General features: G+C 68.1%; 25 protein-coding genes. 13 read left to right on the top strand and 12 right to left on the bottom strand.

Translation table 11 applies throughout. The features are described from left to right. Positions 1-67 precede the first annotated feature (67 nt). Genes hypE through hypF form a run of 4 tightly spaced genes read right to left on the bottom strand, consistent with a single transcriptional unit; the run spans position 68 to position 4800 of the window. Positions 68-1138, bottom strand: a complete 1071-nt coding sequence (hypE, locus tag G6N34_RS15510; RefSeq protein ID WP_085148017.1) for a hydrogenase expression/formation protein HypE — start codon at positions 1136-1138, stop codon at positions 68-70. Beyond that, the gene (hypD, locus tag G6N34_RS15515; protein ID WP_085148019.1) at positions 1131-2234 is read right to left on the bottom strand and encodes a hydrogenase formation protein HypD; all 1104 of its coding nucleotides are present in this window, start codon (positions 2232-2234) and stop codon (positions 1131-1133) included. Before hypD ends, hypE begins: the two co-directional genes overlap by 8 nt. Continuing rightward, entirely contained in the window at positions 2231-2518 is a 288-nt protein-coding gene (locus tag G6N34_RS15520) for a HypC/HybG/HupF family hydrogenase formation chaperone (RefSeq protein ID WP_085148021.1), read from the bottom strand. The genes hypD and G6N34_RS15520 overlap by 4 nt, the downstream gene beginning before the upstream one ends. Then, entirely contained in the window at positions 2509-4800 is a 2292-nt protein-coding gene (gene hypF / locus G6N34_RS15525) for a carbamoyltransferase HypF (protein WP_234812713.1), read from the bottom strand. The genes G6N34_RS15520 and hypF overlap by 10 nt, the downstream gene beginning before the upstream one ends. Before the next feature lie 119 nt (positions 4801-4919). Here hypF and G6N34_RS15530 point away from each other — a divergent pair, with 119 nt between their 5' ends. The 12 genes from G6N34_RS15530 to G6N34_RS15580 all read left to right on the top strand — a co-directional run bounded on the left by G6N34_RS15530 (position 4920) and on the right by G6N34_RS15580 (position 14112). Then, entirely contained in the window at positions 4920-5255 is a 336-nt protein-coding gene (locus G6N34_RS15530) for a hydrogenase maturation nickel metallochaperone HypA (RefSeq protein WP_085148026.1), read from the top strand. A gap of 12 nt (positions 5256-5267) precedes the next feature. Next, positions 5268-6074 carry a hydrogenase nickel incorporation protein HypB gene (gene hypB / locus G6N34_RS15535; RefSeq protein ID WP_085148030.1) on the top strand — a complete coding sequence of 269 codons (807 nt, stop codon included), beginning with the start codon at positions 5268-5270 and terminating at the stop codon, positions 6072-6074. 69 nt (positions 6075-6143) lie between these two features. Next, positions 6144-7199, top strand: coding sequence for an NADH-quinone oxidoreductase subunit B family protein (locus G6N34_RS15540; RefSeq protein ID WP_085148032.1), 1056 nt, complete (start codon positions 6144-6146; stop codon positions 7197-7199). Between the two features lie 30 nt (positions 7200-7229). Then, complete coding sequence (locus tag G6N34_RS15545; protein WP_085148035.1) at positions 7230-9026, top strand: nickel-dependent hydrogenase large subunit; 1797 nt, start codon at positions 7230-7232, stop codon at positions 9024-9026. Between the two features lie 3 nt (positions 9027-9029). After that, positions 9030-9971, top strand: a complete 942-nt coding sequence (locus G6N34_RS15550) for a NifU family protein (protein WP_085148038.1) — start codon at positions 9030-9032, stop codon at positions 9969-9971. Beyond that, on the top strand, positions 9968-10585 hold the full coding sequence (locus tag G6N34_RS15555) for a DUF5947 family protein (RefSeq protein ID WP_085148041.1): 618 nt from the start codon (positions 9968-9970) through the stop codon (positions 10583-10585). The genes G6N34_RS15550 and G6N34_RS15555 overlap by 4 nt, the downstream gene beginning before the upstream one ends. After that, positions 10582-11220, top strand: coding sequence for a DUF6084 family protein (locus G6N34_RS15560; RefSeq protein WP_085148044.1), 639 nt, complete (start codon positions 10582-10584; stop codon positions 11218-11220). Before G6N34_RS15555 ends, G6N34_RS15560 begins: the two co-directional genes overlap by 4 nt. After that, positions 11217-12488 carry a hypothetical protein gene (locus tag G6N34_RS15565; RefSeq protein WP_085148047.1) on the top strand — a complete coding sequence of 424 codons (1272 nt, stop codon included), beginning with the start codon at positions 11217-11219 and terminating at the stop codon, positions 12486-12488. The genes G6N34_RS15560 and G6N34_RS15565 overlap by 4 nt, the downstream gene beginning before the upstream one ends. 12 nt (positions 12489-12500) lie before the next feature. Next, a complete protein-coding gene (locus G6N34_RS28495; RefSeq protein WP_407663231.1) occupies positions 12501-12620 on the top strand; it encodes a DUF6893 family small protein in 120 nt (39 codons plus the stop codon). A 3-nt stretch (positions 12621-12623) separates the two neighbouring features. Further along, positions 12624-13118 carry a hydrogenase maturation protease gene (locus G6N34_RS15570; protein WP_085148050.1) on the top strand — a complete coding sequence of 165 codons (495 nt, stop codon included), beginning with the start codon at positions 12624-12626 and terminating at the stop codon, positions 13116-13118. Beyond that, positions 13118-13363: a HypC/HybG/HupF family hydrogenase formation chaperone gene (locus G6N34_RS15575; RefSeq protein WP_085148053.1), complete on the top strand. Its 246-nt coding sequence runs from the start codon at positions 13118-13120 to the stop codon at positions 13361-13363. Before G6N34_RS15570 ends, G6N34_RS15575 begins: the two co-directional genes overlap by 1 nt. Further along, complete coding sequence (locus tag G6N34_RS15580) at positions 13360-14112, top strand: DUF6390 family protein (protein WP_085148056.1); 753 nt, start codon at positions 13360-13362, stop codon at positions 14110-14112. The genes G6N34_RS15575 and G6N34_RS15580 overlap by 4 nt, the downstream gene beginning before the upstream one ends. On the opposite strand, the gene G6N34_RS15585 is transcribed toward G6N34_RS15580, so the two are convergent. The 5 genes from G6N34_RS15585 to G6N34_RS15605 are packed head-to-tail and all read right to left on the bottom strand — an operon-like array spanning position 14084 to position 17951. Then, positions 14084-14893, bottom strand: a complete 810-nt coding sequence (locus G6N34_RS15585; protein ID WP_234812714.1) for a class I SAM-dependent methyltransferase — start codon at positions 14891-14893, stop codon at positions 14084-14086. The genes G6N34_RS15580 and G6N34_RS15585 overlap by 29 nt on opposite strands. 31 nt (positions 14894-14924) lie before the next feature. Next, positions 14925-15782: an SDR family oxidoreductase gene (locus G6N34_RS15590; protein WP_085148061.1), complete on the bottom strand. Its 858-nt coding sequence runs from the start codon at positions 15780-15782 to the stop codon at positions 14925-14927. A 24-nt stretch (positions 15783-15806) separates the two neighbouring features. Further along, the gene (locus G6N34_RS15595) at positions 15807-16286 is read right to left on the bottom strand and encodes a nuclear transport factor 2 family protein (protein ID WP_085148063.1); all 480 of its coding nucleotides are present in this window, start codon (positions 16284-16286) and stop codon (positions 15807-15809) included. After that, positions 16283-17152 (bottom strand): LLM class F420-dependent oxidoreductase, encoded by an 870-nt coding sequence (locus G6N34_RS15600; protein ID WP_085149915.1) that lies wholly within the window; start codon positions 17150-17152, stop codon positions 16283-16285. Before G6N34_RS15600 ends, G6N34_RS15595 begins: the two co-directional genes overlap by 4 nt. A 7-nt stretch (positions 17153-17159) precedes the next feature. After that, positions 17160-17951, bottom strand: coding sequence for an SDR family NAD(P)-dependent oxidoreductase (locus G6N34_RS15605; protein WP_085148065.1), 792 nt, complete (start codon positions 17949-17951; stop codon positions 17160-17162). Between the two features lie 43 nt (positions 17952-17994). Here G6N34_RS15605 and G6N34_RS15610 point away from each other — a divergent pair, with 43 nt between their 5' ends. Further along, positions 17995-18801 (top strand): SDR family NAD(P)-dependent oxidoreductase, encoded by an 807-nt coding sequence (locus tag G6N34_RS15610; RefSeq protein ID WP_085148067.1) that lies wholly within the window; start codon positions 17995-17997, stop codon positions 18799-18801. Between the two features lie 3 nt (positions 18802-18804). Here G6N34_RS15610 and poxB read toward each other — a convergent pair whose 3' ends face one another. Genes poxB through G6N34_RS15625 form a run of 3 tightly spaced genes read right to left on the bottom strand, consistent with a single transcriptional unit; the run spans position 18805 to position 24131 of the window. Further along, positions 18805-20538, bottom strand: coding sequence for a ubiquinone-dependent pyruvate dehydrogenase (gene poxB / locus G6N34_RS15615; protein WP_085148069.1), 1734 nt, complete (start codon positions 20536-20538; stop codon positions 18805-18807). Between the two features lie 9 nt (positions 20539-20547). Then, the gene (locus G6N34_RS15620; RefSeq protein ID WP_085149917.1) at positions 20548-21951 is read right to left on the bottom strand and encodes a FadR/GntR family transcriptional regulator; all 1404 of its coding nucleotides are present in this window, start codon (positions 21949-21951) and stop codon (positions 20548-20550) included. 5 nt (positions 21952-21956) lie between these two features. Continuing rightward, positions 21957-24131 carry an acyl-CoA dehydrogenase family protein gene (locus G6N34_RS15625; RefSeq protein ID WP_085148071.1) on the bottom strand — a complete coding sequence of 725 codons (2175 nt, stop codon included), beginning with the start codon at positions 24129-24131 and terminating at the stop codon, positions 21957-21959. Positions 24132-24179 lie beyond the last annotated feature (48 nt).

Consider the following 24179-nt stretch of genomic DNA (forward strand, 5'->3'; position numbering starts at 1 on the left):
ACCTTGGGGCCAGATGTTACGTGTCGGAAGATTTCTGTAAAGCAGTTTCGCGAGATTCGGGTCGGGATCAGCAGATTCGGGGCAACTGCTCCCCCAGTTCGCGCTCGACGACCCGCATGGTTCCGAAGGCGGTCTTCGCCACGGCCATCCCGGGGTGCTCGCCGACGACGCGCCCGATGATCACGGCGTCGGCCCCCTCGGGACGCGACCGCATCACGTCGAGAATCTCTTCGCTGTGCGCGGGGTCGACGAATGCCACCACCTTCCCCTCGTTGGCCACCTGCAGCGGGTCCAGCCCAAGGAACGAGCACGCCGACGAGACAGTCTCGGGCACAGGAATTCTCGCCTCGTCCAACTCGACGCCCACCGATGCGGCCCGCGCGATCTCCACCACCGAGGCGACCAGGCCGCCGCGGGTCGGGTCGCGCAGCACGTGGACCGCCGACGGGTCACCGACACCGAGCATCGCCGCCACCAGGTGGTGCAACGGGGCGCTGTCAGTGGTCACGACCGTCCCGAAGTCGATCCCCTCGCGCACGCTCATGATCGCAACCCCGTGCTCGCCGAGCTTGCCCGACACGATGATGTGGTCGCCCGGACGCGCGCGCTCCGGGCCGATGTCGACGCCGGCGGGCACAACTCCCACTCCCGCGGTGTTGACGAACAGTTGATCAGCACCGCCCCTTCCGACCACCTTGGTGTCACCGGTGACGATGGCCACCCCGGCGTCCGCGGCGGCCTTGCCCATCGTCTGCGCGACGGCACCGAGTACGTCCAGTTCCAACCCCTCCTCCAGGATGAACCCGGCGGTCAGCGCAATCGGCTGTGCCCCACTGCAGGCAAGATCGTTGATGGTGCCGTTGACAGCGAGGTCGCCGATGTTGCCGCCGGGAAAGAAAAGTGGTTGAACCACATAGGAATCCGTGGTCAGCGCCACCCTGCCGCCCGGCACGTCCAGCAGCGCGGAGTCGCGGGCCGGCCCGCCCGCGGTGCCGAACGCCGGCAGGAACAGGTTCTCGATCAGTTCCTCCGACAGCACACCCCCGCCGCCGTGGCCCAGCACGATCCGCTTGGTCTCCCGCAGCGGCAACGGGCACACCCAGTCCGCCGGGTCGATGGTCACGGGCCGCTCACGCATGGGCGGGCGCTTCAAGCCGGCGGAACTGGTAGTAGGCGGCGCAGGCTCCCTCGGCCGAGACCATGGTCGCGCCCAGCGGGGTCCGCGGTGTGCAGGCCGTGCCGAAGGCGGGACATTCGTTGGGTTTCATCAGTCCCTGCAGCACCTCACCGCTGTGACACAGCGTTGACTCCTCGACCTGCAGATGCCCTACTCCGAACCGGATCTCGGCGTCGAACGGCGCCCACCGCGGCGAAAGCGTCCACCCCGACTGCGGGATCATGCCGATGCCTCGCCACTGCCGATCGGTCACGGTGAACACCTCGGACAGGGTCTGCTGCGCCACGGTGTTGCCCTCGGGGCTGACCGCGCGCGGATAGGCGTTGCGCAGTTGCGGGGTCCCGGCTTCCAGCAGGTCGACCACCTGACGCACCCCCTCGAGCAGGTCGAGGGGCTCGAAACCCGTGACGACAATCGGGACCTTGAATTCGTCCACCAGCGGCCCGTATTCGGACATCCCCATCACGGTGCAGACGTGACCGGCCGCCAGGAACCCCTGCACCCGATTCGTCGGCGAACTCAGGATCGCCCGCATCGCCGGAGGCACGAGCACATGCGACACCAGCATCGAGAAGTTCGTCAGCCCAAGCCGCTGGGCATGCACCACCGCCATCGCGTTGGCCGGTGCGGTGGTCTCGAATCCGACACCGAAGAAGACCACCTCCTTCTCCGGATTGTCGGCGGCCACCTTGGTCGCGTCCAGTGGGGAGTAGACGATGCGGACGTCCCCACCGCGGGCCCGCACACTGAACAGGTCGTGCCGGCTTCCCGGAACCCGCAGCATGTCGCCGAATGAGCAGAAGATCACGTCCTCCCGCGCGGCGATCTCCAGGGCCCGGTCGATCATCTCCAGCGGTGTTACACACACCGGACACCCCGGGCCGTGGATGAACTCCACGGCGCCGTCGAGCAGTTGGTCTAAGCCGTTGCGGATGATCGAATGCGTCTGCCCGCCACAGACCTCCATGATCGTCCACGGTTGGGTGGCACGGTCGCGGATCTGGTCCACCAACTGTCGTGCCGCCACCGGATCGCGGAACTCGTCCAGGTATCTCATGCTCGTTCCCTCCTTCCAGGCTCCCCGACCTGACCTGCCTCTCCGGCAAGCTCCTCGGCGAGCACACCGCGCTCACCGAACATCTGCAGCGTCGCGTTGGCGGACTCCTCGTCCAGGCGGGCGATCGCGAAACCCGCATGCACGATGGCGTATTCGCCGATCGTCATCTCCGGGAGATAGGCAAGACACACTGTTTTCGTGGTGCCGCCGAAGTCGACAGTCGACATCCGCGTCCCCGAGTCGTCCCAGATTGCCACCACTCTTCCGGGAATTCCTAGGCACATCTCGCGCTCCTTTCCGCAGCCGCGATCACAGCCTGCCCCAATGCGAGGCCCCCGTCGTTGCACGGCAGCACCCGATGAGTGAGAACTTCGAAACCACGGTCCAACAGGACTTTCCGAAGACCGTCGAGCAGCAGACGGTTGACGAACACCCCGCCGGTCAGCCCTACGGTGCCGATCCCGGTGGAGGCCGCGCACGCATCAAGACCCAGCGTGCTGGCACGGATCACCGCCTCGTGGAAACCGGCGGCCAAGTCGGCCACGCCGACGCCGGTCCGCATGCCCTCGACCAGACCGGTGATCAAAGGACTCGGGTCGAGCACACCGGCATCCACCGCGAAGTCCAGCGCCACCGGGCGCCCCGACCGGGCGACCTGTTCGAGTTCGACCGCCGCCTGGCCCTCGTAGGTGACCCACTGGCATACGCCGAGCAGGCTGGCCACCGCGTCGAACAACCGGCCCATGCTGCTGGTCGGAACGCAGCCGACCTGACGCGGAATCTGTTGGGCCAGAATCCTGATCGCGGTGTCGTCGAGCGCGCGCACGCATGGCAGCCGGTGATCCCAGTCGATGCCGGCGCGGTGCAGCAGATCCAGCGCGATGCGCGCCGGTTGGCGCACCGCTCCCTCCCCGCCCGGCAGCCCGAAGGTCTGCACGTGCCCGAACCTGGTGAACCGTGCCGGGTCGGTGATCACGAGCAGTTCGCCACCCCAGATGGTGCCGTCGGAACCGTAGCCGGTGCCGTCGTAGGCCGCGGCGATCATCGGACTCGCCAACCGCCCCTGCTCGGCCAGCAGTGACACCGCGTGCGCGTGGTGGTGCTGAACGCGGTGCACCGCACTGGAGTGACGAGTGGCCCACGCCGTGGTCGCATAACCCGGGTGCAGATCACAGGCGAACAACTCCGGCGTGCGGTCGGTCATGAACGCCAGATGACGGTAGGCCGCCTCGAAGCAGGTCTGGGTACGCGGGTCGGCCATATCCCCCAGGTGCGACGACATATGTGCGTGGCCGTCGTCGCCCATCAGACAGAAGGTGGTCTTGAGATCACCGCCGGTGGCCAGGATCACCTGTGGGCTGTTGATTCCGACCGACACCGGCAGCGGCGCATACCCACGCGAGCGGCGGATCGGCACCGGGTCGCCCGCCGCGTCGAGAGCGAGCACCGAGTCCTCACAGGAGACGTGGACGGGGCGGTCGTGGGTGAGCACTCCGTCGGCGAGGCCGTCGATCCAACACAGATCGGCGTCGCGGAAGACGATCGGCGACCCGCCCTGATTGGCCGAGGTCATCACGAGCGGGTCACCACCGAGTCGATCGAACAACAGGTGGTGCACGGGCGAGTAGGCCAACATGAGGCCGATATCCCGCAGGCCAGGGGCCACCGCACGCTGGATCCGCTCGTCGCGGCCGGGCAGCAGCACGATGGGCGCGGCCGGTGAGCACAGCAGCACCTCGGCGTCGGGGCCGACGTCGGCGAGACGTCGTGCGGTCGCGAGATCGGGCACCATCACCGCAAAGGGCTTAGCGGGACGATCCTTACGCCGCCGCAGCTCAGCCACCGTCGCCGCGTTCTCGGCCCGACAGGCCAGGTGATACCCGCCGATCCCCTTGATCGCGACGATCATTCCGTCCCGCAACGCTGCCGCCGCGGCGGCCAGCGGGCCGTCGGCGCTGACTCCCCCGGGCCCCTCCCAGCGCAGGGTGGGCCCGCAGTCGGGACACGCGATGGTCTGGGCGTGGAATCGCCGGTCGGCGGGATCGTGGTACTCGGCGGCGCACCGCGCACACATCACGAATCCGGCCATGGTCGTCGCGGGCCGGTCGTAGGGCAGGTCGGTGATCACCGTGTACCGCGGACCGCAGTTGGTGCAGGTGATGAAAGCGTGCCCCGAGCGCCGATCGGTCGGGTCTCGGAGTTCCCGCAGGCAGTCGGCGCAGATCGCGATGTCAGGCGGCACGAGGGTGCGTCCCTGACCGCGCGCGCTGTCGACGATCTCGAAACCGACGCCACCACGCGGCGGCACATCGGTCCGCTGAAGCGCATCGATCCTGGCCATCGGAGGGGCTCGCAACTGGATTTCGGCCACCACGGCGTCGACGACCTCGGGCGCACCCTCCACCTCGCAGTGCACCGATCCGGCATCGTTGAACACGAACCCGATGGCGCCGTACCGGAGGGCCGCGCGCGCCACCGCGGGCCGAAAACCGACGCCCTGCACCACGCCGGCGATGTCGAGGCGCACTCGCACCGTCGTCGGAGACGTCGTCAATCTGCTGGTCACTGACCCCCTCGCACCGGATGGGCTGTCGATGCGTCGGCAGCTTCCAGGCTAGACCCGCGGGCGGCCGCCGCGATCACGATTCGGCACAGAATCTGCGCGCGACGGAGCACCATGGAGGGGTGCACGAGTTGTCGCTGTGCCAGGCGATCGTCTCCGTGGTCAGATCCGCTGCCCAGGGCCGGCATGTCGAGGTCGTGCGGGTGCGGGTCGGGGCGCTGCGTCAGGTGGTGCCCGAGTCGCTCGAGTTCTGTTGGTCGCTGCTGCGGGACCACGAGGATCTGGCCGACGCCGAACTGGAACTCGAACTGGTGTCCGGTGAGGTGGTGTGCCGGAATTGTCGGCAGCGTTCACAGATCGACTCGCGCTGGTCGGTCTGCTGCCCGGCATGCGAGAGCGCCGACGTCGAGATCACCCGGGGCAGTGAATTCCTCGTGACATCGCTGGACGTCACGTGAAAGGTGGCAGCCATGGGCCGATTTCACCGTCATGACGACGGTACGGTGCACAGCCACGAGCACAACGGCACCGGACATGATCACGGCGACCACAGCGGCTATTCGACCGGTTCACAGCGGATCGAGGTGCTCGAGTCGATCTTCGCTGAGAATGACACGCGCGCCGCCATCAACCGAAGCATGTTCGAGGCCAACGGGATCCGGGCGATGAACCTGATGAGCTCGCCGGGGTCGGGCAAGACGACGGTACTGTCCGCGACATTGGACGCACTGGCCGACGAGTTCTCGATCGGCGTCATCGAGGGCGACATCGCCACCGATCTGGATGCCGCCAAGCTCGAAGGCCGCGGCGCCCAGATTTCACTGCTCAACACCGACAACGGCTTCGGTGGCGAATGCCATCTGGACGCGCCCATGATCAACCGCGCACTGCAGGGGCTCGACCTGCCCGGCCTCGATCTCGTCATCGTCGAGAATGTCGGCAACCTGGTGTGCCCGGCGGAATTCGACGTCGGCGAGCACGCCAAGGCGATGGTCTACTCCGTGACCGAGGGGGAGGACAAACCGCTGAAGTATCCGGTGATGTTCCGCGCAGTGGATGTGGTGCTGCTGAACAAGATCGATCTGGTTCCTCACCTCGGCGTCGACCTCGATCAGTACGTCGATCATGTCCGCATGGTCAACCCGTCGGCCGTGATCCTTCCGGTCAGCGCGCGCACCGGAGCAGGCATGAGGGCCTGGTTCGATTGGCTGCGCCGGTTCATCGCAAACGACGATTCGTTGACATCGACGAGTGCACGGAGTAGACCCAAGAACTAACGCCGCGCAAGTGGGCCGACGCTCGACTCCTGCGGCGCAGGGGTTCAGCCCGCCCCGGGAAGCTGCAGCATGCTCACTGAAGCAGCAGTCAAAGCGGAAGAAACACTGATCCATGTTCTGTGGATCAATGCAGGTCTCAGTTGTGACGGCGATTCGGTGGCGTTGACTGCCGCCACCCAGCCCACGGTCGAGGAGATAGCCCTCGGCGCGCTGCCAGGCCTGCCCAAGGTCGCGGTGCACTGGCCGTTGATCGACTTCGAATGTGGACCTGCCGGTGGTGCCGACGATTTCCTCTCCTGGTTCTTCAAGGCCGACCGCGGCGAACTCGAGCCCTTCGTCCTCGTGGTCGAAGGCTCGATCCCGAACGAGGAACTCCATGACGAGGGGTACTGGTGCGGATTCGGCAACGATCCCGCCACCGGCCAACCGATGACCACCAGTGAATGGCTGGACCGGCTGGCGCCGAAGGCCACGGCCCTCGTCGCCGCAGGCACCTGCGCCACCTACGGCGGCATCCATGCGATGGCCGGGAACCCGACTGGGGCGATGGGGGTGCCGGACTACCTGGGGTGGGACTGGAAGAGCAAGGCCGGAATTCCGATCGTCTGCGTACCGGGGTGTCCCACCCACCCGGACAACCTGTCGGAGACGTTGACCTACCTGCTCTACATGGCCACCGGCCAGGCACCGATGATCCCCCTCGACGACGCGCTGCGACCGCAGTGGCTGTTCGGCAACACGGTGCACGAAGGCTGCGATCGGGCCGGCTACTACGAGCAGGGCGACTTCGCCACCGAGTACGGCTCCCACAAGTGCATCGTGAAGCTGGGCTGCTGGGGTCCGGTCGTGAAATGCAATGTGCCCAAGCGCGGTTGGATCAACGGCATCGGCGGCTGCCCCAACGTCGGGGGGATCTGCATCGGCTGCACAATGCCTGGATTCCCGGACAAGTTCATGCCGTTCATGGATGAACCGCCCGGCGGGAAGCTGTCCACCGCGGCGTCGGGTCTGTACGGATCGGTGATCCGCAGCCTGCGCCACGTCACCGGCCACACCGTGGACCGGGAGCCGAAGTGGCGACACCGCGGCACGGAACTCGTCACCGGCGCGCGTCGCACCTGGTAGCACTGACCAACGGAATCGAAGGCACCCACGATGACCACCATCATCCCCGAGCCGTCGCAGATGACGAACGAACCAGGCCAACTCGTTGAGATGGCCTGGGATCCGATCACCAGAATCGTCGGCAGCCTCGGCATCTACACCAAGATCGACTTCGAGAACCGGCAGGTCGTCGAATGCAGGAGCACCTCGTCGATATTCCGCGGCTACTCAATCTTCATGAAGGGCAAGGATCCGCGTGATGCGCACTTCATCACCAGCCGCATCTGCGGAATCTGTGGCGACAACCACGCCACCTGCTCCTGCTACGCCCAGAACATGGCCTACGGAGTCAAACCCCCACACTTGGGCGAATGGCTGATCAACCTCGGCGAGGCCGCCGAATACATGTTCGACCACAACATCTTTCAGGAGAACCTGGTCGGCGTGGACTACTGCGAGAAGATGGTCGCCGAGACCAACCCCGGGGTGCTCAAGAAGGCGGAGAACACCGCGGCGCCGCACGCTGACGCCCACGGCTACAAGACCATCGCCGACATCATGCGCGCCCTCAACCCGTTCTCCGGGGAGTTCTACCGGGAAGCCCTGCAGGTCAGCCGTTACACCCGAGAGATGTTCTGCCTCATGGAGGGTCGGCACGTCCATCCGTCGACGCTGTACCCAGGTGGCATCGGCACGTCGGCCACCGTTCAGTTGATGACCGACTACATGAGCCGGCTGATGCGCTACATCGAGTTCATGAAGAAGGTCGTGCCGATGCACGACGATCTCTTCGACTTCTTCTACGAAGCCATCCCCGGCTACGACAAGGTCGGCCTGCGCCGCACCCTGCTCGGGTGTTGGGGCAGCTTCCAGGATCCCGAGGTGTGCAACTTCGCCTACAAGGACATGGAACGGTGGGGCGACGCGATGTTCGTCACCCCGGGTGTGGTGATCGACGGCAAACTGCACACCCACTCGCTGCTGGACATCAACCTGGGGATCCGGATCCTGCTCGGCAGTTCGTATTACGACGACTGGTCCGATCAGGAGATGTTCGTCAAGACCGATCCCCTCGGCAACCCGATCGACCGCAGGCACCCGTGGAATCAGCACACCAATCCACACCCGCAGAAGCGCGATCTGGAGGACAAATACAGCTGGGTGATGTCACCGCGCTGGTTCGACGGCACCGATCACCTGGCCCTGGACACCGGCGGCGGTGCGCTGGCCCGGATGTGGTCCACCGCGCTGGCGGGCCTGGTCGACATCGGCTACGTCAAGTCCACCGGACACAGCGTCCAGATCAACCTGCCCAAGACCGCGCTCAAAGGCCCGGTCGAACTGGAATGGCACGTGCCCACGGCCGGGTCGAACACCATCGAACGCAACCGGGCCCGCACGTACTTCCAGGCCTACGCGGCCGCTGCCGCACTGCATTTCGCCGAGAAGGCGTTGGTGGAGATCCGCGCGGGGCGTACGAAGACGTGGGAGAAGTTCGAGGTGCCCGACGAGGCGATCGGCTGCGGGTTCACCGAGGCGGTGCGCGGCGTGCTGAGCCATCACATGGTGATCCGCGACGGCAAGATCGCCAACTACCATCCCTATCCGCCCACCCCGTGGAACGCCAGCCCACGCGACAGCTACGACACACCGGGCCCCTACGAGGATGCGGTGCAGGACCAGCCGATCTTCGAGGAGAACAACCGGGAGAACTTCAAGGGCATCGACATCATGCGCACGGTCCGCAGTTTCGACCCGTGCCTGCCGTGCGGTGTCCACATGTATCTCGGAGGCGGCAAGACCCTGCAGAGGCTGCATTCGCCCACCCAGACCGCCACCGGGGAGTAGCACATGGCAGGCCGCGCGGATCCTTCGGCGGAGGACGGCCGATGGCGCGCGGCGGGCGACCGGATCCAGGCGCTGTTCGACGCCGCCGGCGGGATGGGCGGCACCCGCGCGCGGGAGCGTGCCGAAGCGCTCGTCGGTGAGGTCGTCGGCCTTTATGGCGAGGCGCTGCACCGGATGCTCGCGATGGCCGATGACGCGCAGGTCGAAAGACTGGCCCAGGACGATCTGGTGGCCAGCCTGCTGCTGGTGCACGGTCTGCACCCGCACGATGTGCACCGCAGGGTGTCCGACGCCCTCGAGCGGGTGCGCCCCTACCTGGGGTCGCACGGCGGAGACGTTGAACTGCTCGAGGTGGTGGCCGGGCCGCAGGGCAGCACCGCCCGGTTGCGTTTCGCCGGCAGCTGCCAGAGCTGCCCGTCCTCGGCGGTGACGCTCGAATTCGCGGTCGAGGACGCCGTACGGGCTGCCGCACCGGAGGTCACCACCGTCGAGGTCGTCACCGAGCAGGCCGAACCGGCCGAACCCGGCGCGCCGGTGATTCCCGCCGACTCCCTGCTCGACCAGGTGCGGGCCCGAGGAGCCGCAGCGGTGCGGACCGTCTGGCATGCGGTCCCGGAACTCGGCGACCTGACCCCCGGCGAGGTCGGCGGGTTCGAGGTCGGCGGCACCGGTGTGCTGGCCTGCCGGGTCGGTGATTCCCTCTACGCCTACCGCGACCACTGTCCGTCGTGTGGCGACTCGTTGTCCGGGGCCGCCCTGCACCGCGCGGCGGGCTCGCGGGATGCGGTGCTGCGCTGTCCCCGATGTCATGCCCACTACGACGCGGTGCACGCCGGTGCAGGACTGGGTGACACTTTCGGGCACCTGGACCCGCTGCCACTGCTGATCCGCGACGGCGTGCTCAGTCTCGCGGTCGACGTCGAACCGACCGAGGTTTCGGCATGACCACACCCTTCGACATCCTGTCGCGCATCACCTCCCGGCCGCCGCCACAGACCGGTGAGCGCTGCGAGATGTGCTCGGAGCCGATCGGCGACGAGCATCAGCATGTCGTCAGCGTGGCCGGCCGCCAACTCATGTGCGTGTGCCGCGGGTGCTGGCTGTTGTTCCCCGCTGACACCGCCGACCTGCGCTACCGTGCGGTGCCCGACCGGTGCCTGTCGTTTCCGGATTTCGCCGTGGACCGGCGAGCCTGGGACGCGCTGCAGATCCCGGTCGGGGTGGCGTTCTTCTTTCGGAACTCCGCGCTCGGCCGCGTCGTCGCCTTCTATCCCGGTCCGGCCGGGGCGTGCGAATCCGAACTCGACCTCGCCCAGTGGGAGGCGATCACCGCGGCCGACACCCGCATCTCCGAAGTCGTCGACGACGTCGAGGCGCTGTTGATCCGGCTGCCCGAAACCGGTCCACCGCAATGTTTTCTGGTTCCGATCGACGTCTGCTATGAGTTCGTCGGCGGCCTGCGCACGGTGTGGCGCGGGTTCGACGGCGGCGGCGACGCCCGCGCGTTCATCGACGCCTTCTTCGCCGCGCTCGCCGCACGCGCCAAGGAGCGGCGATGAGCGAACTGACGTTCTCGGTACTCGGCGTCGAACCGGAGCCGTATGCCGTGACGCCCACGCTGGCGGCACACGTCGGGGTGGCCGGCGCCAGCGACGATCCGGTCCATGCGATCGCGCTGCGCTGTCAGGTGCGCATCGAACCCTCCCGGCGCAGCTATGCCGACCAGGAGGAACCCGGACTGCTCGACCTGTTCGGTCCGCGCGAACGCTGGGCCGAAACCCAGCGGACATTCCTGTGGCAGCACACCGCGGCGATGGTGCCCGGATTCTCCGGCGCGGCGACGACCGCGCTTCCCCTGCCATGCACCTACGACTTCGAAGTCGCCGCGTCCAAGTACCTGCACGCGCTGCGCGACGGAACCGTTCCGCTGCAGTTCCTTTTCAGCGGAACCGTGTTCTTCAAGGGGGACAGCGGTTTCCGCGTACAGCAGGTGCCGTGGCACTGCGATGACCACTACGACATGCCCGTGTCGGTCTGGCGCACCCTGATCGCCACGCACTTTCCCGACAGGGGTTGGGTGCGCCTGGAGCACGACACGATCGCCGCTCTGGCCTCCTACAAATCACAGCGCGGACTGCTCAACCTCGACGACGCGGTCGCCAGTCTGCTCACCGCACGGGCCGAGACGCCGTGACCGTCGAGTCCGCGGTCTGGGAACGGGCCCGCGCGGTCGCCGACGCGGTGCTCTACGAGGGCTACCTGCTGTACCCGTACCGAGCCACGTCGAGCAAAAATCAGGTGCGCTGGCAGTTCGGCGTGCTCGGACCGCCGGGCGCGGCCGACGCGGGCCTCGGCGAAGAGGACCACCTCGCCGCCGATTTCCTGGTGCACGGCACCACTGCACTCCGGGTGGCGGTTCGATTCCTGCACCTGCAGAACCGGCGCGCCGAACGCCTTGACGAGTTCGGCGGCCACCGACCCGTGCCGGAACTCGTCACCCCGTCCGGCACCTGGCTGACATGGGACGAGGCCGTCGAGACCGAGGTGTGGTTCGGCCCAATCGATCTCACCGCCTCCGCGTCATGGTCGCAGCCCATCGCCGCGGCGCCGTGCATCGAGGTCGAGGTGCTCGACGGTGGGCGCCTGGTCCGCGAACGCCACGGTGTGCACGGTGTGGTGGAGTTCGACGTCCATGCCGGCACCGGCGACGTCGAACGCGTCACCCTCACGGTGCGCAACACCGGCGCCCCGCCGACCGACCGGCAGGACGCCATCGAGCGCTCGCTGATCGGTGCGCATGTGCTCGTCGAGGCCCTCGATGGCGGCTTCGTCTCACTGCTCGAACCGCCCGACGATCTTCCCGGTGCGGCCGAAGCGGTCGCGGAGTGTCGTCAGCACCGCTGCTTCCCGGTGCTGGCCGGGCCTGCCGGGTTCGATCGCCTGCTGTTGATCTCGCCGATCATCCTCTACGACCATCCCGAGATCGCCGAACAGAGCAGCGGCGCGCTGTACGACTCGACCGAGATCGACGAGATCCTCACGCTGCGCGTGATGGCGATGACCGAGGAGGAGAAGGCCCAGGCGCGGGCCACCGACTCGCGGGCGGCCCGGATCATCGACCAGTGCGACGGCATGTCCGCCGAGGCGATGCTGGACCTGCACGGGGTGTGGTGGGATCCCCTGGCCGAGCGCTCCGTCCGTCCCGACACCGACGCCGTCCTGGTCGACGGTGTGCGCGTGGCCTGCGGAAGCCGCGTGCGGTTGCGGCCCTCGCGCCGGGCCGACGCGCAGGACATGTTCGTCAGCGGCCGGATCGCCCGCGTCACCGCTGTCCACGAGGACTTCGACGGCGCCACCCATGTCGCCGTCGTGATGGACGACGATCCGGGCACCGAGGTGCACGAGTGGTACGGCCGTCATCTGTACTTCTCCCCCGAGGAGATCGAACCACTGAACTCGTGAAAGGAGGCCCTCATGGAGGTCCTGGGTTGGGCGGCGGCAATCGTCGTGGTGCTGGCGCTGTCAGTCGGTGTCGTTGTCGGTGTGCGGTCGATCCCCGACGTTCGCCGCTATCTGAAGATGCGGCAGATGTAGCCGGTGGCCGCCCGCATCCTGATCGCCGGCATAGGCAACATCTTCCTCGGTGACGACGGGTTCGGATCCGAGGTCGTGCGCAACCTGCGCTACGGCGCGGACACCGGCGTGCGCGTGGTCGACTACGGCATCGGCGGCATGCACCTCGCCTACGATCTGCTCGACGACTGGGATGCGCTGATCCTGGTGGACGCCGTTCCCGACCGCGGTGCGCCCGGCCGCGTCGAGGTGTTCGAGGCCGACCTCGAATCCGATTCGGGCGCTGTGGGTCTCGACGCACACGGGATGGATCCAGCGACGGTGTTCGCGAGCCTGCGCGCTCTCGGCGGCAGCCCACCCCGCACCGTGGTGGTGGGCGCCCAGGTGCACGACGTCGACGAGGGCATCGGGTTGTCCGCTTCGGTGCGCGCGGCCGTGCCCGCGGCGGTGCGCGCGGTCGAGGACACCGTCGCGCTGCTGCGTGCCGGCGACGATGCGCTGTCTGAGAGTGCGAACTGATGTGCCTGGGCATTCCGGGCCGGGTGGTCCGCGTTCTCGACGGTTACGAAGGGCAGTTGGCGCTCGCCGACGTCGCCGGTGAACAGCGCCGGGTCAACATCGGCATGCTGGCCGACGAGTCGTTCGCGCCGGGCGACTGGGTGATCATCCACATGGGCTTTGTCGTGGAGAAGACCGACGAGGCCGGCGCCGCCGAGGCGATGGCCGGGCTGCAGCTCATGGGTCGTGGCGAGGTCGAGCCATGACGGCCGACACGCGGTCCCCACCTCGCGGATGGCAGCTGTTCGCCAGCTATGCCTACCCGCCGAACGAACTCGGGTACTGCGGGCCGCCAGATTCCGGAATTCTTCTGTCGGATGATGCCGGTGCCGAAATCGCGGCACACGCGCGCGGTTTCGACGGTGCGTGGCCCTATCTTGAAGAGATCGCCGCGGCGGCGGGCATCTCCGATCCGCTCGACGCCGACGTGGTGCGCAGCTACTGGCTGGGGACAGCGGGTCTGCCCCGGGTCGACGGCACTCGGTTGGTGCAGCATCTCCGGCGAGCGCTGCGGGGGCAACCGACAGGTCTGCTGGATCACCCCGACCTGGACCGCCATGCGTGTGCCGACCACAGCTTCCATGTCTTTGCGGTGTACCCGTGGGTGCGCTTCCTGAGCGCCGGAAGTGGGCCCTCGACCCCGGTGCGAATCCTGCAGTCCTGCCGGATCCGTTGGGGCACAGTCGAGTCGGTTGACGACGACCAAGTGGTGCTGCGCTCGCGTCCGTTGCTGTTCACCAAGGGTGCACTGACCCTGGGTCCAGCCGTTCCGGAGTCGGTGCGCTGGGCCCGCGGGACGATGTCGTTGACTGCGCGGCCGAGGACCGGCGACACCGTGTCAGCTCACTGGGACTGGGTGTGTGCGAGGCTGGACGGCGCCGAGTGCGACGCGCTGGCAGCAGCCACCGCGACGACACTGCGCACCGTCAACCTGCTGCTGCCCGACGCGCGATGACCTGCAGGTATTCCCACTCCATGGTCGAACCGTCACCCAACGCGGCATCCCCGAGCTGGGCCAGCGCGGCGTCGAGTTCCGCGACCCGGTCCGGATCGTCGGCGATTCCGCGATACGCCGCGATCGTCGGACCGTAGTGGGCCTTGAAATGGTCTCGGAACGCCGCACCGTCGGGAAACCGGTCCACCGTCAGCGACCGGCGCTCAACGACCACGTCGTCGACCGCGCCGTCGAGCAGCACCACCACATGTCCCTCACTGCCCCACAGGGGCGGTGGTGACACTCCTGGCGGCGGCGGAGGAACGTACGGCCGCATGGTCGCGAACATCTGCCCGACGAATCCCTCGGGTGTCCAGTTGATCAGCGCGATGGTCCCGCCGGGTCGGCACACACGCGTCAACTCATCGGCGGCGTCGTGGTGATGCGGTGCGAACATCACTCCGATACAGGACATCACGACATCGAACTCGGCGTCCGCGAAGGGCAACGCCTCGGCGTTGGCCGCACGCCAGTCCAGCGACAGGCCTGCGGCCTCGGCGCGCGCACGGCCCACATCGAGCAGTTCGGGCACCAGATCGGTGGCCACCACGTCGGCGCCCGCTTCGGCCGCCGGGATCGCGGCGTTTCCGGTGCCCGCGGCGACGTCGAGCACCCTTGCGCCGGGTCCGATACCGGCTGCCCCCACGAGGAGCCGGCCCAGTGGTTCAACCACCTCAGCGATGGCGGCGTAATCCCCCTGCCCCCACAGCGTGCGGTGTTTGGTCTCCAACTCGCTGTCCACCGGTCCAGTGTGCGCCGAGCTGGGCCGCTGGTCAGCCGTTTGAGCGCTTGAACCTGGCGAACCGCCACAGATACCGCGGCAGACCGGCCACCGGGACCGCGCCCGGCCAGTCATCCGCCCGGAAGTATGCGTCGGACCCACCGTCGACGAAAATGACGCTGCCGCAGAGGAAATCGGCCCGCTCCGACAGCATGAACTCCATCCAGGCGGCGAGGTCTTCGGGTTCGCCGAATCCGCCGATGGGTACCGGGAAGGCGTTGACGGCCTTGGCCTCCGACGGGGTGTCCAACTGCTTCTGCAGCAGTGGGGTCATGATCGCGCCCGGAGCAATGGCGTTGAGCCGGATCCCGGCGCCGGCCCAGTCACGCGTGATCGCCATCCTTCGGACCCAGCGCGCCACCCCGATCTTGGACCCCGCGTAGGCGATCGACGGCGCAGCCTTGCCGAACTTGCGCAGCGGTCGCAGTGCGCGGTCGGCGTCCTTGGCCAGCAGTGCGCGAACGGTGCGGTGCGGCACCACCGGCACCGTGGTCGTCGAATTGCTCGCCACGACCACGACCTTCGCGTTGCCGGCCGATGCCAGGGCGGGCCGCCAGGCTTCGAGGAGTTCGACGACGCCGAAGTAGTTGATCTGCATGATCAACCGCGGGCGATCCTTACCCGGGGTCGGCCCGACGCCCGCGGCCAGCACGGCGCCGTCGAGGCGCCCGCCTGCGGCCTCAAGCACGCCGGAGGCCGCCGCCTGCCGCCCTTCCGGAGTCGACAGGTCGGCGACGACCTCCGCGTCGCGCAGGTCCACACCGATCACAGTGTGTCCGGCAGCGCGCAGCCTTTCGGCCGCGGCGCGTCCCATCCCCGATGCCGATCCGGTCACCGCATACGTCGCCATCGATTTCCTCCGTCTTCCGTTGGATCAGACCTGTGTCCCGCTGAGCCCGGAGCGCAGCAGGCCGTGTGCGCCGGGATCCCCGTTGAGCAGCCGACTGGTCCGCCGGGTGATCTCCCACCCGTGCGCACCACGCCGCAGGACGAAATGGTTGGCCGTGGCGCGCCAGACGCGGTAGCCGTCGCCGTCGTTGACCAGCACCAGGGATTCGCACACCGCCACTGCGGCATCCCCGGTGACCGTGACGACGCACGGTCCGAGGAAATGGCTGCAACCCTTGGCCACCAACGCCTGATGCGACGACGAGCTGACCATGGCGTGGACGTCGGCCCGGGAGCCCATCTGCCAGCCCTCGACGTCGTACACGCCGTCGGTCGCCCACAGCTTGGCCGTGGTGTCGGCGTCACCGGCGTCCACGGCGGGGCCGTAAGAGGCGATCAACCGGGCGATGTCACGCTCGTCCTCGAGTCGGCGCACGCGGGCCAGCAGGTCATCGAGATCGCTCATGCGGGATCCCCCTCCAACTCCTGTGCGAGCGCCATCAGGGCCGCCAACTGGTCACAGTAGTGGTCGGCGGACACTGCGCCGACGGTGCAGGTGACAGCCGTCGCGCCGACGTCGCGCAGGCGGCGAAGCACAGTGGCGGCACGTTGCGGGTCACCAACGGGGTCCAGCGCGGCGGCGGTGCTGAGCACGACGTCGAAGCCGTCGGGCAGGTCGACGGACGCGAGCATCGTCTGCAGCTCGTCGAACCCGAGCCCGAACGGCATCCAGCCGTCACCGAGATCGACCGCGCGGCGCAGGGACCGCCTGGTTCTGCCGCCAACCCAGATCGGCACATGAGCTTGCACGGCGTACGGGCGCACGGACATGCCGGAGAACGCGTAGTACTCGCCGTCGTAGTCCGGCTCGGGTGTCGCCCACGCCGCGCGCAGTGCCCGCAGCGCATCGTCGGCCCTCGCGCCGCGGTCCTCGAACTGCGCACCGAGAAGCTCGAACTCCGGCTGCAGCGAGCCGACGCCGGCACCCAGGACCACCCTGCCGCCGCTGAGCACATCGACCGTGCCGTAGCTCTTGGCGATCTGCAGGGGGTGGTGATACCCCAGCACCACGACCGAGGTGGCCAACCGGATCCTGCTGGTGTGCGCCGCGAGATAGCTCAGCGTGGCCACCGGATCCCAGTAGACGTCCCCGCGACGGGCTCGTTCGGCGACCGGCACCACGACGTGTTCGGCGCAGATCAGGTAGTCGTAACCCAGGTCGTCAGCGGCCCTGGCCACGGTCGCCAGGTCGGCCGGTGTCATCCCGGCCTCCCATGTGGAGGCGACGCCCGGCATCTGGATCACCCCGGGCGTCGACAGTCCGAGCCGTATCACGGCGTCACTGCCTGCCCAGAAGCTTCTGGATCCTGCGGTGCGCCCCGAGCACGATGCCGGCCCGGTCCGGTCCGCTGCCCTGATGCACGGCATCAGCGTTGCCGCCCGCGATGAACACGGGCCCGTTGGCGAGGTTCGCCAAGCCTTCGCGCGCCACATCGGCGGGCTCGGACACCTTCAGCCCGGGCACGTCGAAGTTCAACCCCACGCGGGCCATCGCTGGCGTCCGGGTCACCCCCAGCACCAGTTCCAGGACGTCGATCCCCTGCTCACGCAGTTCCAGCCAGAGACTCTCGGCGAACAGCCGGCCGAACGCCTTGACGCCTGCGTACACCGAGTGCCGCATCGATCCGTGCGCGCCGACCATCGATCCGACGAGCAGGATGCCGCCCCGGCCCCGTGGGCGCATCAGGCGCGCGTAGTGCTGCACCAACTCCAGCATCCGGGTCATGTTGAGGTCGATCACGCGGCCGAAGTCGGCCAGCTCGCCGTCCAGGAACAGTTCACTGCAGGTGTTGGCGCCGGCGTTGTAGATCAGCAGGCCGACCTCGACGTCGTCGGTGGCGGCCGTGATCTGCGAAACCGCATCCGGATCAAGCAGGTCCACAGACACCGTCCGCACGTCGGCGCCGAGGCCGCGGCACCGGTCGGCGGTCTCCTCCAGCGGGCCGGGTTTGCGGGCGATCAGCACAAGGTTGAAGCCGTCGGCCGCCAGTTGGGCGGCGAACTCCGCGCCCACGCCTTCTGAGCCCCCGGCGATCACTGCCCACGGCCCGTACTTAGCCAGGTCGGTCACAGCTCGCACAATAGCTGCCGAGGTGACGCCGTAATCTCGCGGTATGACGCACGAGATGCCCGTGGCCGTGGTGACCGGCGCCACCCGAGGAGCCGGCCGGGGAATCGCCACGGCACTGGTGGCGCGAGGCTGGCGGGTGTACGGAACCGGACGCAGCAGCGGGGACACGCCCGATGGCGTCGTTCCCGTGCAGGTGGACCATCGGGACGACGCAGCGGTGGCCGCACTCTTCGACCGCGTGAGCGAGGACGAGGGTCGGCTGGACCTCCTGGTGAACAACGCCGCCGCGGTCGCCGATGAATTGGTGAGCCCGAAACCATTCTGGGAGAAGCCCCTTGGGTTGGCCGATGTCTTGGACGTGGGACTCCGATCGTCGTACATCGCCACATGGCACGCCGCACCGCTTCTCATTCAGCCGGACCACGGCCTGATCGCGTTCACGTCGTCGCCGGGCGCGGTCTGCTACATGCACGGACCGGCCTATGGCGCTCAGAAGGCCGGAGTCGACAAGATGGTCGCGGACATGGCCGTCGACTTCCGCGGCACCGGTGTGGCCACGGTGTCGATCTGGATGGGCATCCTGCTCACTGAGAAGATGCGGGCCGCCTTCGCCGGCAATCCGGAGGGGCTTGCGCAGTTCTCCCACCACGCCGAGACGCCGGAGTTCACGGGCCATCTCATCGACGCGCTGTACAACGATCCCGATCTTGACACGCTGAGCGGACACGCCGTCATCGGGGCAGAACTCGCGCTGCGCTACGGGATCAGCGACGAGGACGGCAGGCAGCCACCGTCGCATCGGGACATGCTGGGCGCGCCCCGCGAGCCCAGCACCGTCGTGGTGCGCTGAGGCTCAATCCAGGATCCGGCGCGCGACGTTCGTGCTGACCAGATCCAGGAGTTCGTCGGTGCGACCGGCCAGGATCGTGCGGATCGCGTACAGCGAGAAGCCTTTGGCCTGTTCTGCGGTGATGGTGGGCGGAATGGACAGCTCCTGACGTGCGGTGACGACGTCGACGAGGGCGGGACCATCGTGGGCGAACGCGGCCGCCAGTGCGCCGTCGAGGTCACCGGGCTTCTCGACGCGCCGGCCGAAGATGCCCAGGGACTGGGCCACCGCCGCGAAGTCTGGGTTGGTCAGTTCGGTGCCGAAGTTCACGATGCCCGCGGCCTTCATCTCCAGTTCGACGAAGTTCAGCGACGAGTTGTTGAACACGACCACCTTGACCGGCAATCTGTTCTGCACCAGCGTGATGAGCTCACCGAAGAGCATCGTCAGCCCGCCGTCGCCGGCCAGCGCGACCACCTGCCGCCCTCGGTCGACGGTCTGCGCGCCGAGCGCCAACGGCAGCGCACACGCCATGGTGCCGTGATTGAACGAACCCAGCAGCCGTCGACGGCCGTTCATCGTCAGATACCTGGCTGCCCACACGACCGGCGAGCCGACGTCCACGGTGAACACCGCGTCGTCGGTGGCCAGTGAGCTGACTTGGGCGGCAACGTATTCGGGCCTGATCGGGGCCCGGTCGCGATCGTTGACCGCCAGATCATCGAGACGCCTGCGGGTCCTGCGGTAGTGCTCGACGCACCGGTTCAGATGCGCGCTGTCCCGATGCTGGGTCAACAACGGCGCCAGTGCGGCCAGGGTGTCGGCCACCGAGCCGACCAGTGGGACGTCAACGGGCGTGCGCCGCCCCAGATTTCGCCCGCGGATGTCCACTTGGATGACCGTGGCGTGCTCGGGATAGAACTGCGTGTACGGGAAGTCGGTGCCGAGCATCAGCAGGACGTCGGCCTCCTTCATCGCCTTGTATCCCGAGGCGAAGCCCAGCAGTCCCGTCATACCGACGTCGTAGGGGTTGTCGTATTCGATGAACTCCTTGCCCCGCAGCGCGTGCACGATCGGGGCCTGCAGCGTCCCCGCAAGCGCCAGCAGTTGGTCGTGCGCGCCGGCCACGCCGGCGCCGCCCAGGATCGTGACCCTCTCGGCGTCGTTGAGGATCTTCGCCGCGTTGGACAGCGACTGCTCGTCGGGTCGCACCACGGATCGGGTCGGAAGCACCGGATGGGGTGACCACTGCGCGGGCGCCTTGGCCAGCAACACCTCCCCCGGTACGACGACGACGGCGACGCCGTTCTCCTCGACCGCCGTGCGCATGGCCATCTCCAGGATGCGCGGCGCCATCTCGGGGGTGCTGATCAGTTCGCAGTACACGCTGCATTCGCGAAACAGGTCCTGCGGGTGGGTCTCCTGGAAATACTCCGACCCGATCTCGGCGCGCGGGATGTGCGCGGCAATCGCCAGCACCGGCACCCTGCTGCGCTGCGCGTCGAACAGCCCGTTGATCAGGTGCAGATTGCCCGGACCGCAACTGCCCGCACACACCGCGAGCCGACCCGTGAGCGCGGCGTCAGCCGCGGCCGCGAACGCCGCGGCCTCCTCATGCCGAACGTGCTCCCAGGAGAACCCGTCAGCGCGCCGGATGGCGTCGGTGAATCCGTTGAGGCTGTCACCCGGCAGTCCGAAGACGCGGCGTACACCACTGAGCTGCAGCGCGGAGATGACGTGATCGGCGACGGTGGCCATCAACCCACCCTAAGCGTGCATCCACCACGACGACAGTGCTTCAAGATGACGCCGGGACCGGTGTTGGGCCAGACTGGCGTCCCCGCTGCGGATCGCCTCGATGATGCGCACGTGCGCGTGGTGCATGTCCGCCACGTCCGCGGCGGCCGGAACGGGTTGCTGTGTCGGAGTCCAATGCCGGCGGACCAGTTCGGCAAGGATGGCCAGGAACATGTTGAGGACCCGGTTCCCGGCCAGATCGGCGATGCCATTGTGGAAGCACAGTTCGGCCTGCCCCACGCGTTCGACCTCCGGTGGCGGCACCTCGGCCGCGGCGTGATCCGCCAGGAAGGCCGCGACAGTGGGGTCATCGCGCCGTTCGACGACGGTGACGACGTTGTCGACCTCGATGGCCTCCCGCACCTGACGCACGTCGCCGGCCGTGGGACGGCGGTACTCCAGGTAGAGCGCGACGGTGTCCAGCGCGGGGCCGGGTTGCGGCTCGGTGACGATCAGACCGCCGCCCGGGCCGCGTCGCATCCGCGCGACGGTGTGGTATTCAAGCAGCCGAACCGCTTCCCGCAGCACCGATCTCGACACCGCATAGCGCTCCAGCAGGTCTGCCTCGGCGCCGAACACCGAGCCGGTCCGCCACCCGCCCGCGGCGATGTCGCGGCGGATCTGGGTGGCCAGCACCTCCGCGCGCTTGCCCGGCTCGGTCACCGCGGGGGCCGCTCGGCGGGTTCCAGACCGGTAGTGCTGACGCAGCCAGTCGGTCACCATGCGGACGTGCTCGCCGGTGAGCGTCTTGGCCCGTGCGCTGTCCCCCGCCGTGATGGCTTCCACGATCCCGGCATGGTCGGCCGACAGGCGTCGCACGGTGTCGGACACCTCGGACTCCGACGGCAGTCGGGTGTCGAGGGCATAGCGGGCCGTGAGTCGCGTCAGGATGTCGACGAACAGCGCCAGCACCGGGTTTCCGGTGAGTTCGGCGAGCGCGACGTGGAACTCGTCATGCCGGCGCGGCGACCCGGACGCCGCGAGACTGGTTCGCAGCCGGTCGATTCCGGCTTCGTCGATTCGTTCGGCCGCCAGCCCTGAGGCCAGCGGTTCCAACAGCAGGCGCGCCGCCAGGAGTTCGTCAATGGTCACCCCGGCGTACTCGAGGTAGATCACCATCGCACGGGTCGCCGGCGCGGCGTCGGGTTCGGTGATCACCAGACCACCGTTGGGGCCCTTGCGCATCCGGGCGACCTGATGGTGTTCGACCAGTCGAACGGCCTCACGCAGCACCGATCGGCTGGCCGAGTACTGGAGTTGCAGCGCCGCCTCGGATCCGAGGGACTCACCGACGGGCCATCCGCGTCGGATGATCTCGGTTTCGATGAGCGCCGCGATCTGCGCGGCCCTCGGACCCGGTGACTCGGCGGCCACCACCGCTACTTGATCAGGGGATCCCGCGGCATGCCCAGGATCCGCTCGGCGATCTGGTTGCGCGTGACCTCCGAGGTGCCGCCGGCGATGGCCATGCCGCGCGCACCCATCGCCATCAGCGTCGCCAGAGAGGCCGGTCCGTCGAACAGTGCCGCGTCAGCGCCGTACAGCGACACCGCGATCGCCGCATGCTCGTTCATGCCCTCGGCGATCTTGAGCTTGGTGATGTTGCCTTCGGGGCCCGGGCCGGCGCCCTCGATGCTGCGCACCGCACGACGCAGGTTCAGCAAGCGCACGGCGTGCTCGTCGGCCAGGTGGGTGCCGACCCGAACCTTGGCGCCCGCCACGCGATCCGGGTGAGCGTTCACCAGCGGGATCAGGGTTTCGGCGGCGATGCCGCTGACCCCGGAACCGCCACCGATGCTGACGCGCTCGTTGCCGAGTGTCGCGCGCGCGACGGTCCATCCGGTGTTGGGTTCGCCGACCACGTCCTCGTCGGGCACAAAGACGTCGTTGAAGAAGACCTCGTTGAATTCTGACCCGCCCGAAATCATGCGCAGCGGACGGACCTCGACTCCGGGCGCCTTCATATCGATGATCACGGTGGTGATGCCAGCGTGCTTGGGCACGTCGAAATCGGTGCGCACGGTGGCCAGACCGCGGCGGCAGTAGTGTGCACCGCTGGTCCACACCTTCTGGCCGTTGATCTTCCAGCCGCCCTCGACCCGAGTGGCCCGGGTCTTGATGCCCGCGGCGTCCGAACCGGCGTCAGGCTCGGAGAACAGCTGGCACCAGATCTCCTCCTTGCGCAGCGCCTTATCGACGAATCGCTCGATCTGCGAAGGGGTTCCGTGCTGGATCAGCGTCAGGATCACCCACCCGGTGATCGAGTAGTCCGGGCGCTTGACGCCGGCCTTACGGAACTCCTGGTCGATGACCAACTGCTCGACGGCGTTGGCGGCCCGCCCGAACGGCTTGGGCCAGTGCGGCATGACGTAGCCGGTGGTGATCAGCTTGTCGAGTTGTCCCTGCTCGTCGCTGATTCCGGCGATCTCTTCGACATCGGCGCGGACCGACACCCGCAGCGTCTCGGCCTCCGGCGGCAGGTCCAGGCTGTTGGCGCGCTTGACGCCTGCCTCGGTGCGGTCGAACACGTCGACAGCGGGCGCGTCCCCACCCAGCACCGCGCGCACCGACAGGGCCCGGCGCAGGTGCAGGTGTGCGTCGTGCTCCCAGGTGAAGCCGATTCCGCCGTGCACCTGGATGTTCAGTTCGGAGTTGCGCACGTAGGCCGGGAAGGCCAGAGCCGCGGCCGAGGCGGCCATCAGCTGGAACTGCTGCTCGGCGTCGTCGGCGTCCTCAGCGGCGGCGCGCGCGGCGTCCCACGCCAGGGCGACGGACGACTCGGCGGCAACCGCCATGTTGGCGCAATGATGCTTCACCGCTTGGAAAGTCGCGATCGTGCGGCCGAACTGTTCGCGCACCTTGGCGTACTCGACCGCGGAGTCGACGCAGTCGGAGGCACCACCCGCGGCCTCGGCGGCGAACAACGCACGGGCACGGGCCAGCGCCCCATCCCGGGCACCGGCGAGGACGTCCTGCGCCGCGACGTCGGTCAGCACCACACGTCCGGACCGCCGGGTGGGATCCAGATTGGCGGGCACCTCGACCTTGACGCCGTCGGCCGCGCGGTCGATCACGAGCACGTCGTCACCCGCGGCCAGCAGAAGCACATCGGCGAGGCCGGCGCCCAGCACGACTCCGGCGTCACCGGAGACCTTGCCGCCCGCGACGGTCAGGTCACCACCGAATCCGACGGCCGCGATCCGGCTTCCGTCGATCAGGCCCGGCAGCAGCTTGGCCTGCTGTTCGGCGCTGCCGTATGCGGCGATGGTCGCCGACGCCGTCACGGTCGGGACGAACGGACCCGGCGCGACCGCGCGGCCCAGTTCCTCGACCACGACGACGAGTTCGGGTAGTCCGTAACCGGAACCGCCGTGCTCCTCGGGGACCGCGAGACCGAGCCAGCCCACCCCGGCCAGGTCGTCCCAGAACGCCGGACGGGCCTCCTCGGGGGCGTCCAGCAGTTCGCGGGCCGCCGCGCGGGCTTTCTGTGCGGTCAGGAACGACCGCGCCACGTCGGCGAGTTCACGATGATCATCGGTCAGTGCGATACCCATACCCCAGCCAGTCCCTTCGCGTGCTGCATCCCGCCCCGATGCGGGCGT

Source organism: Mycolicibacterium confluentis, assembly GCF_010729895.1.
In the GTDB taxonomy this organism is placed as follows: Bacteria; Actinomycetota; Actinomycetes; order Mycobacteriales; family Mycobacteriaceae; genus Mycobacterium; species Mycobacterium confluentis.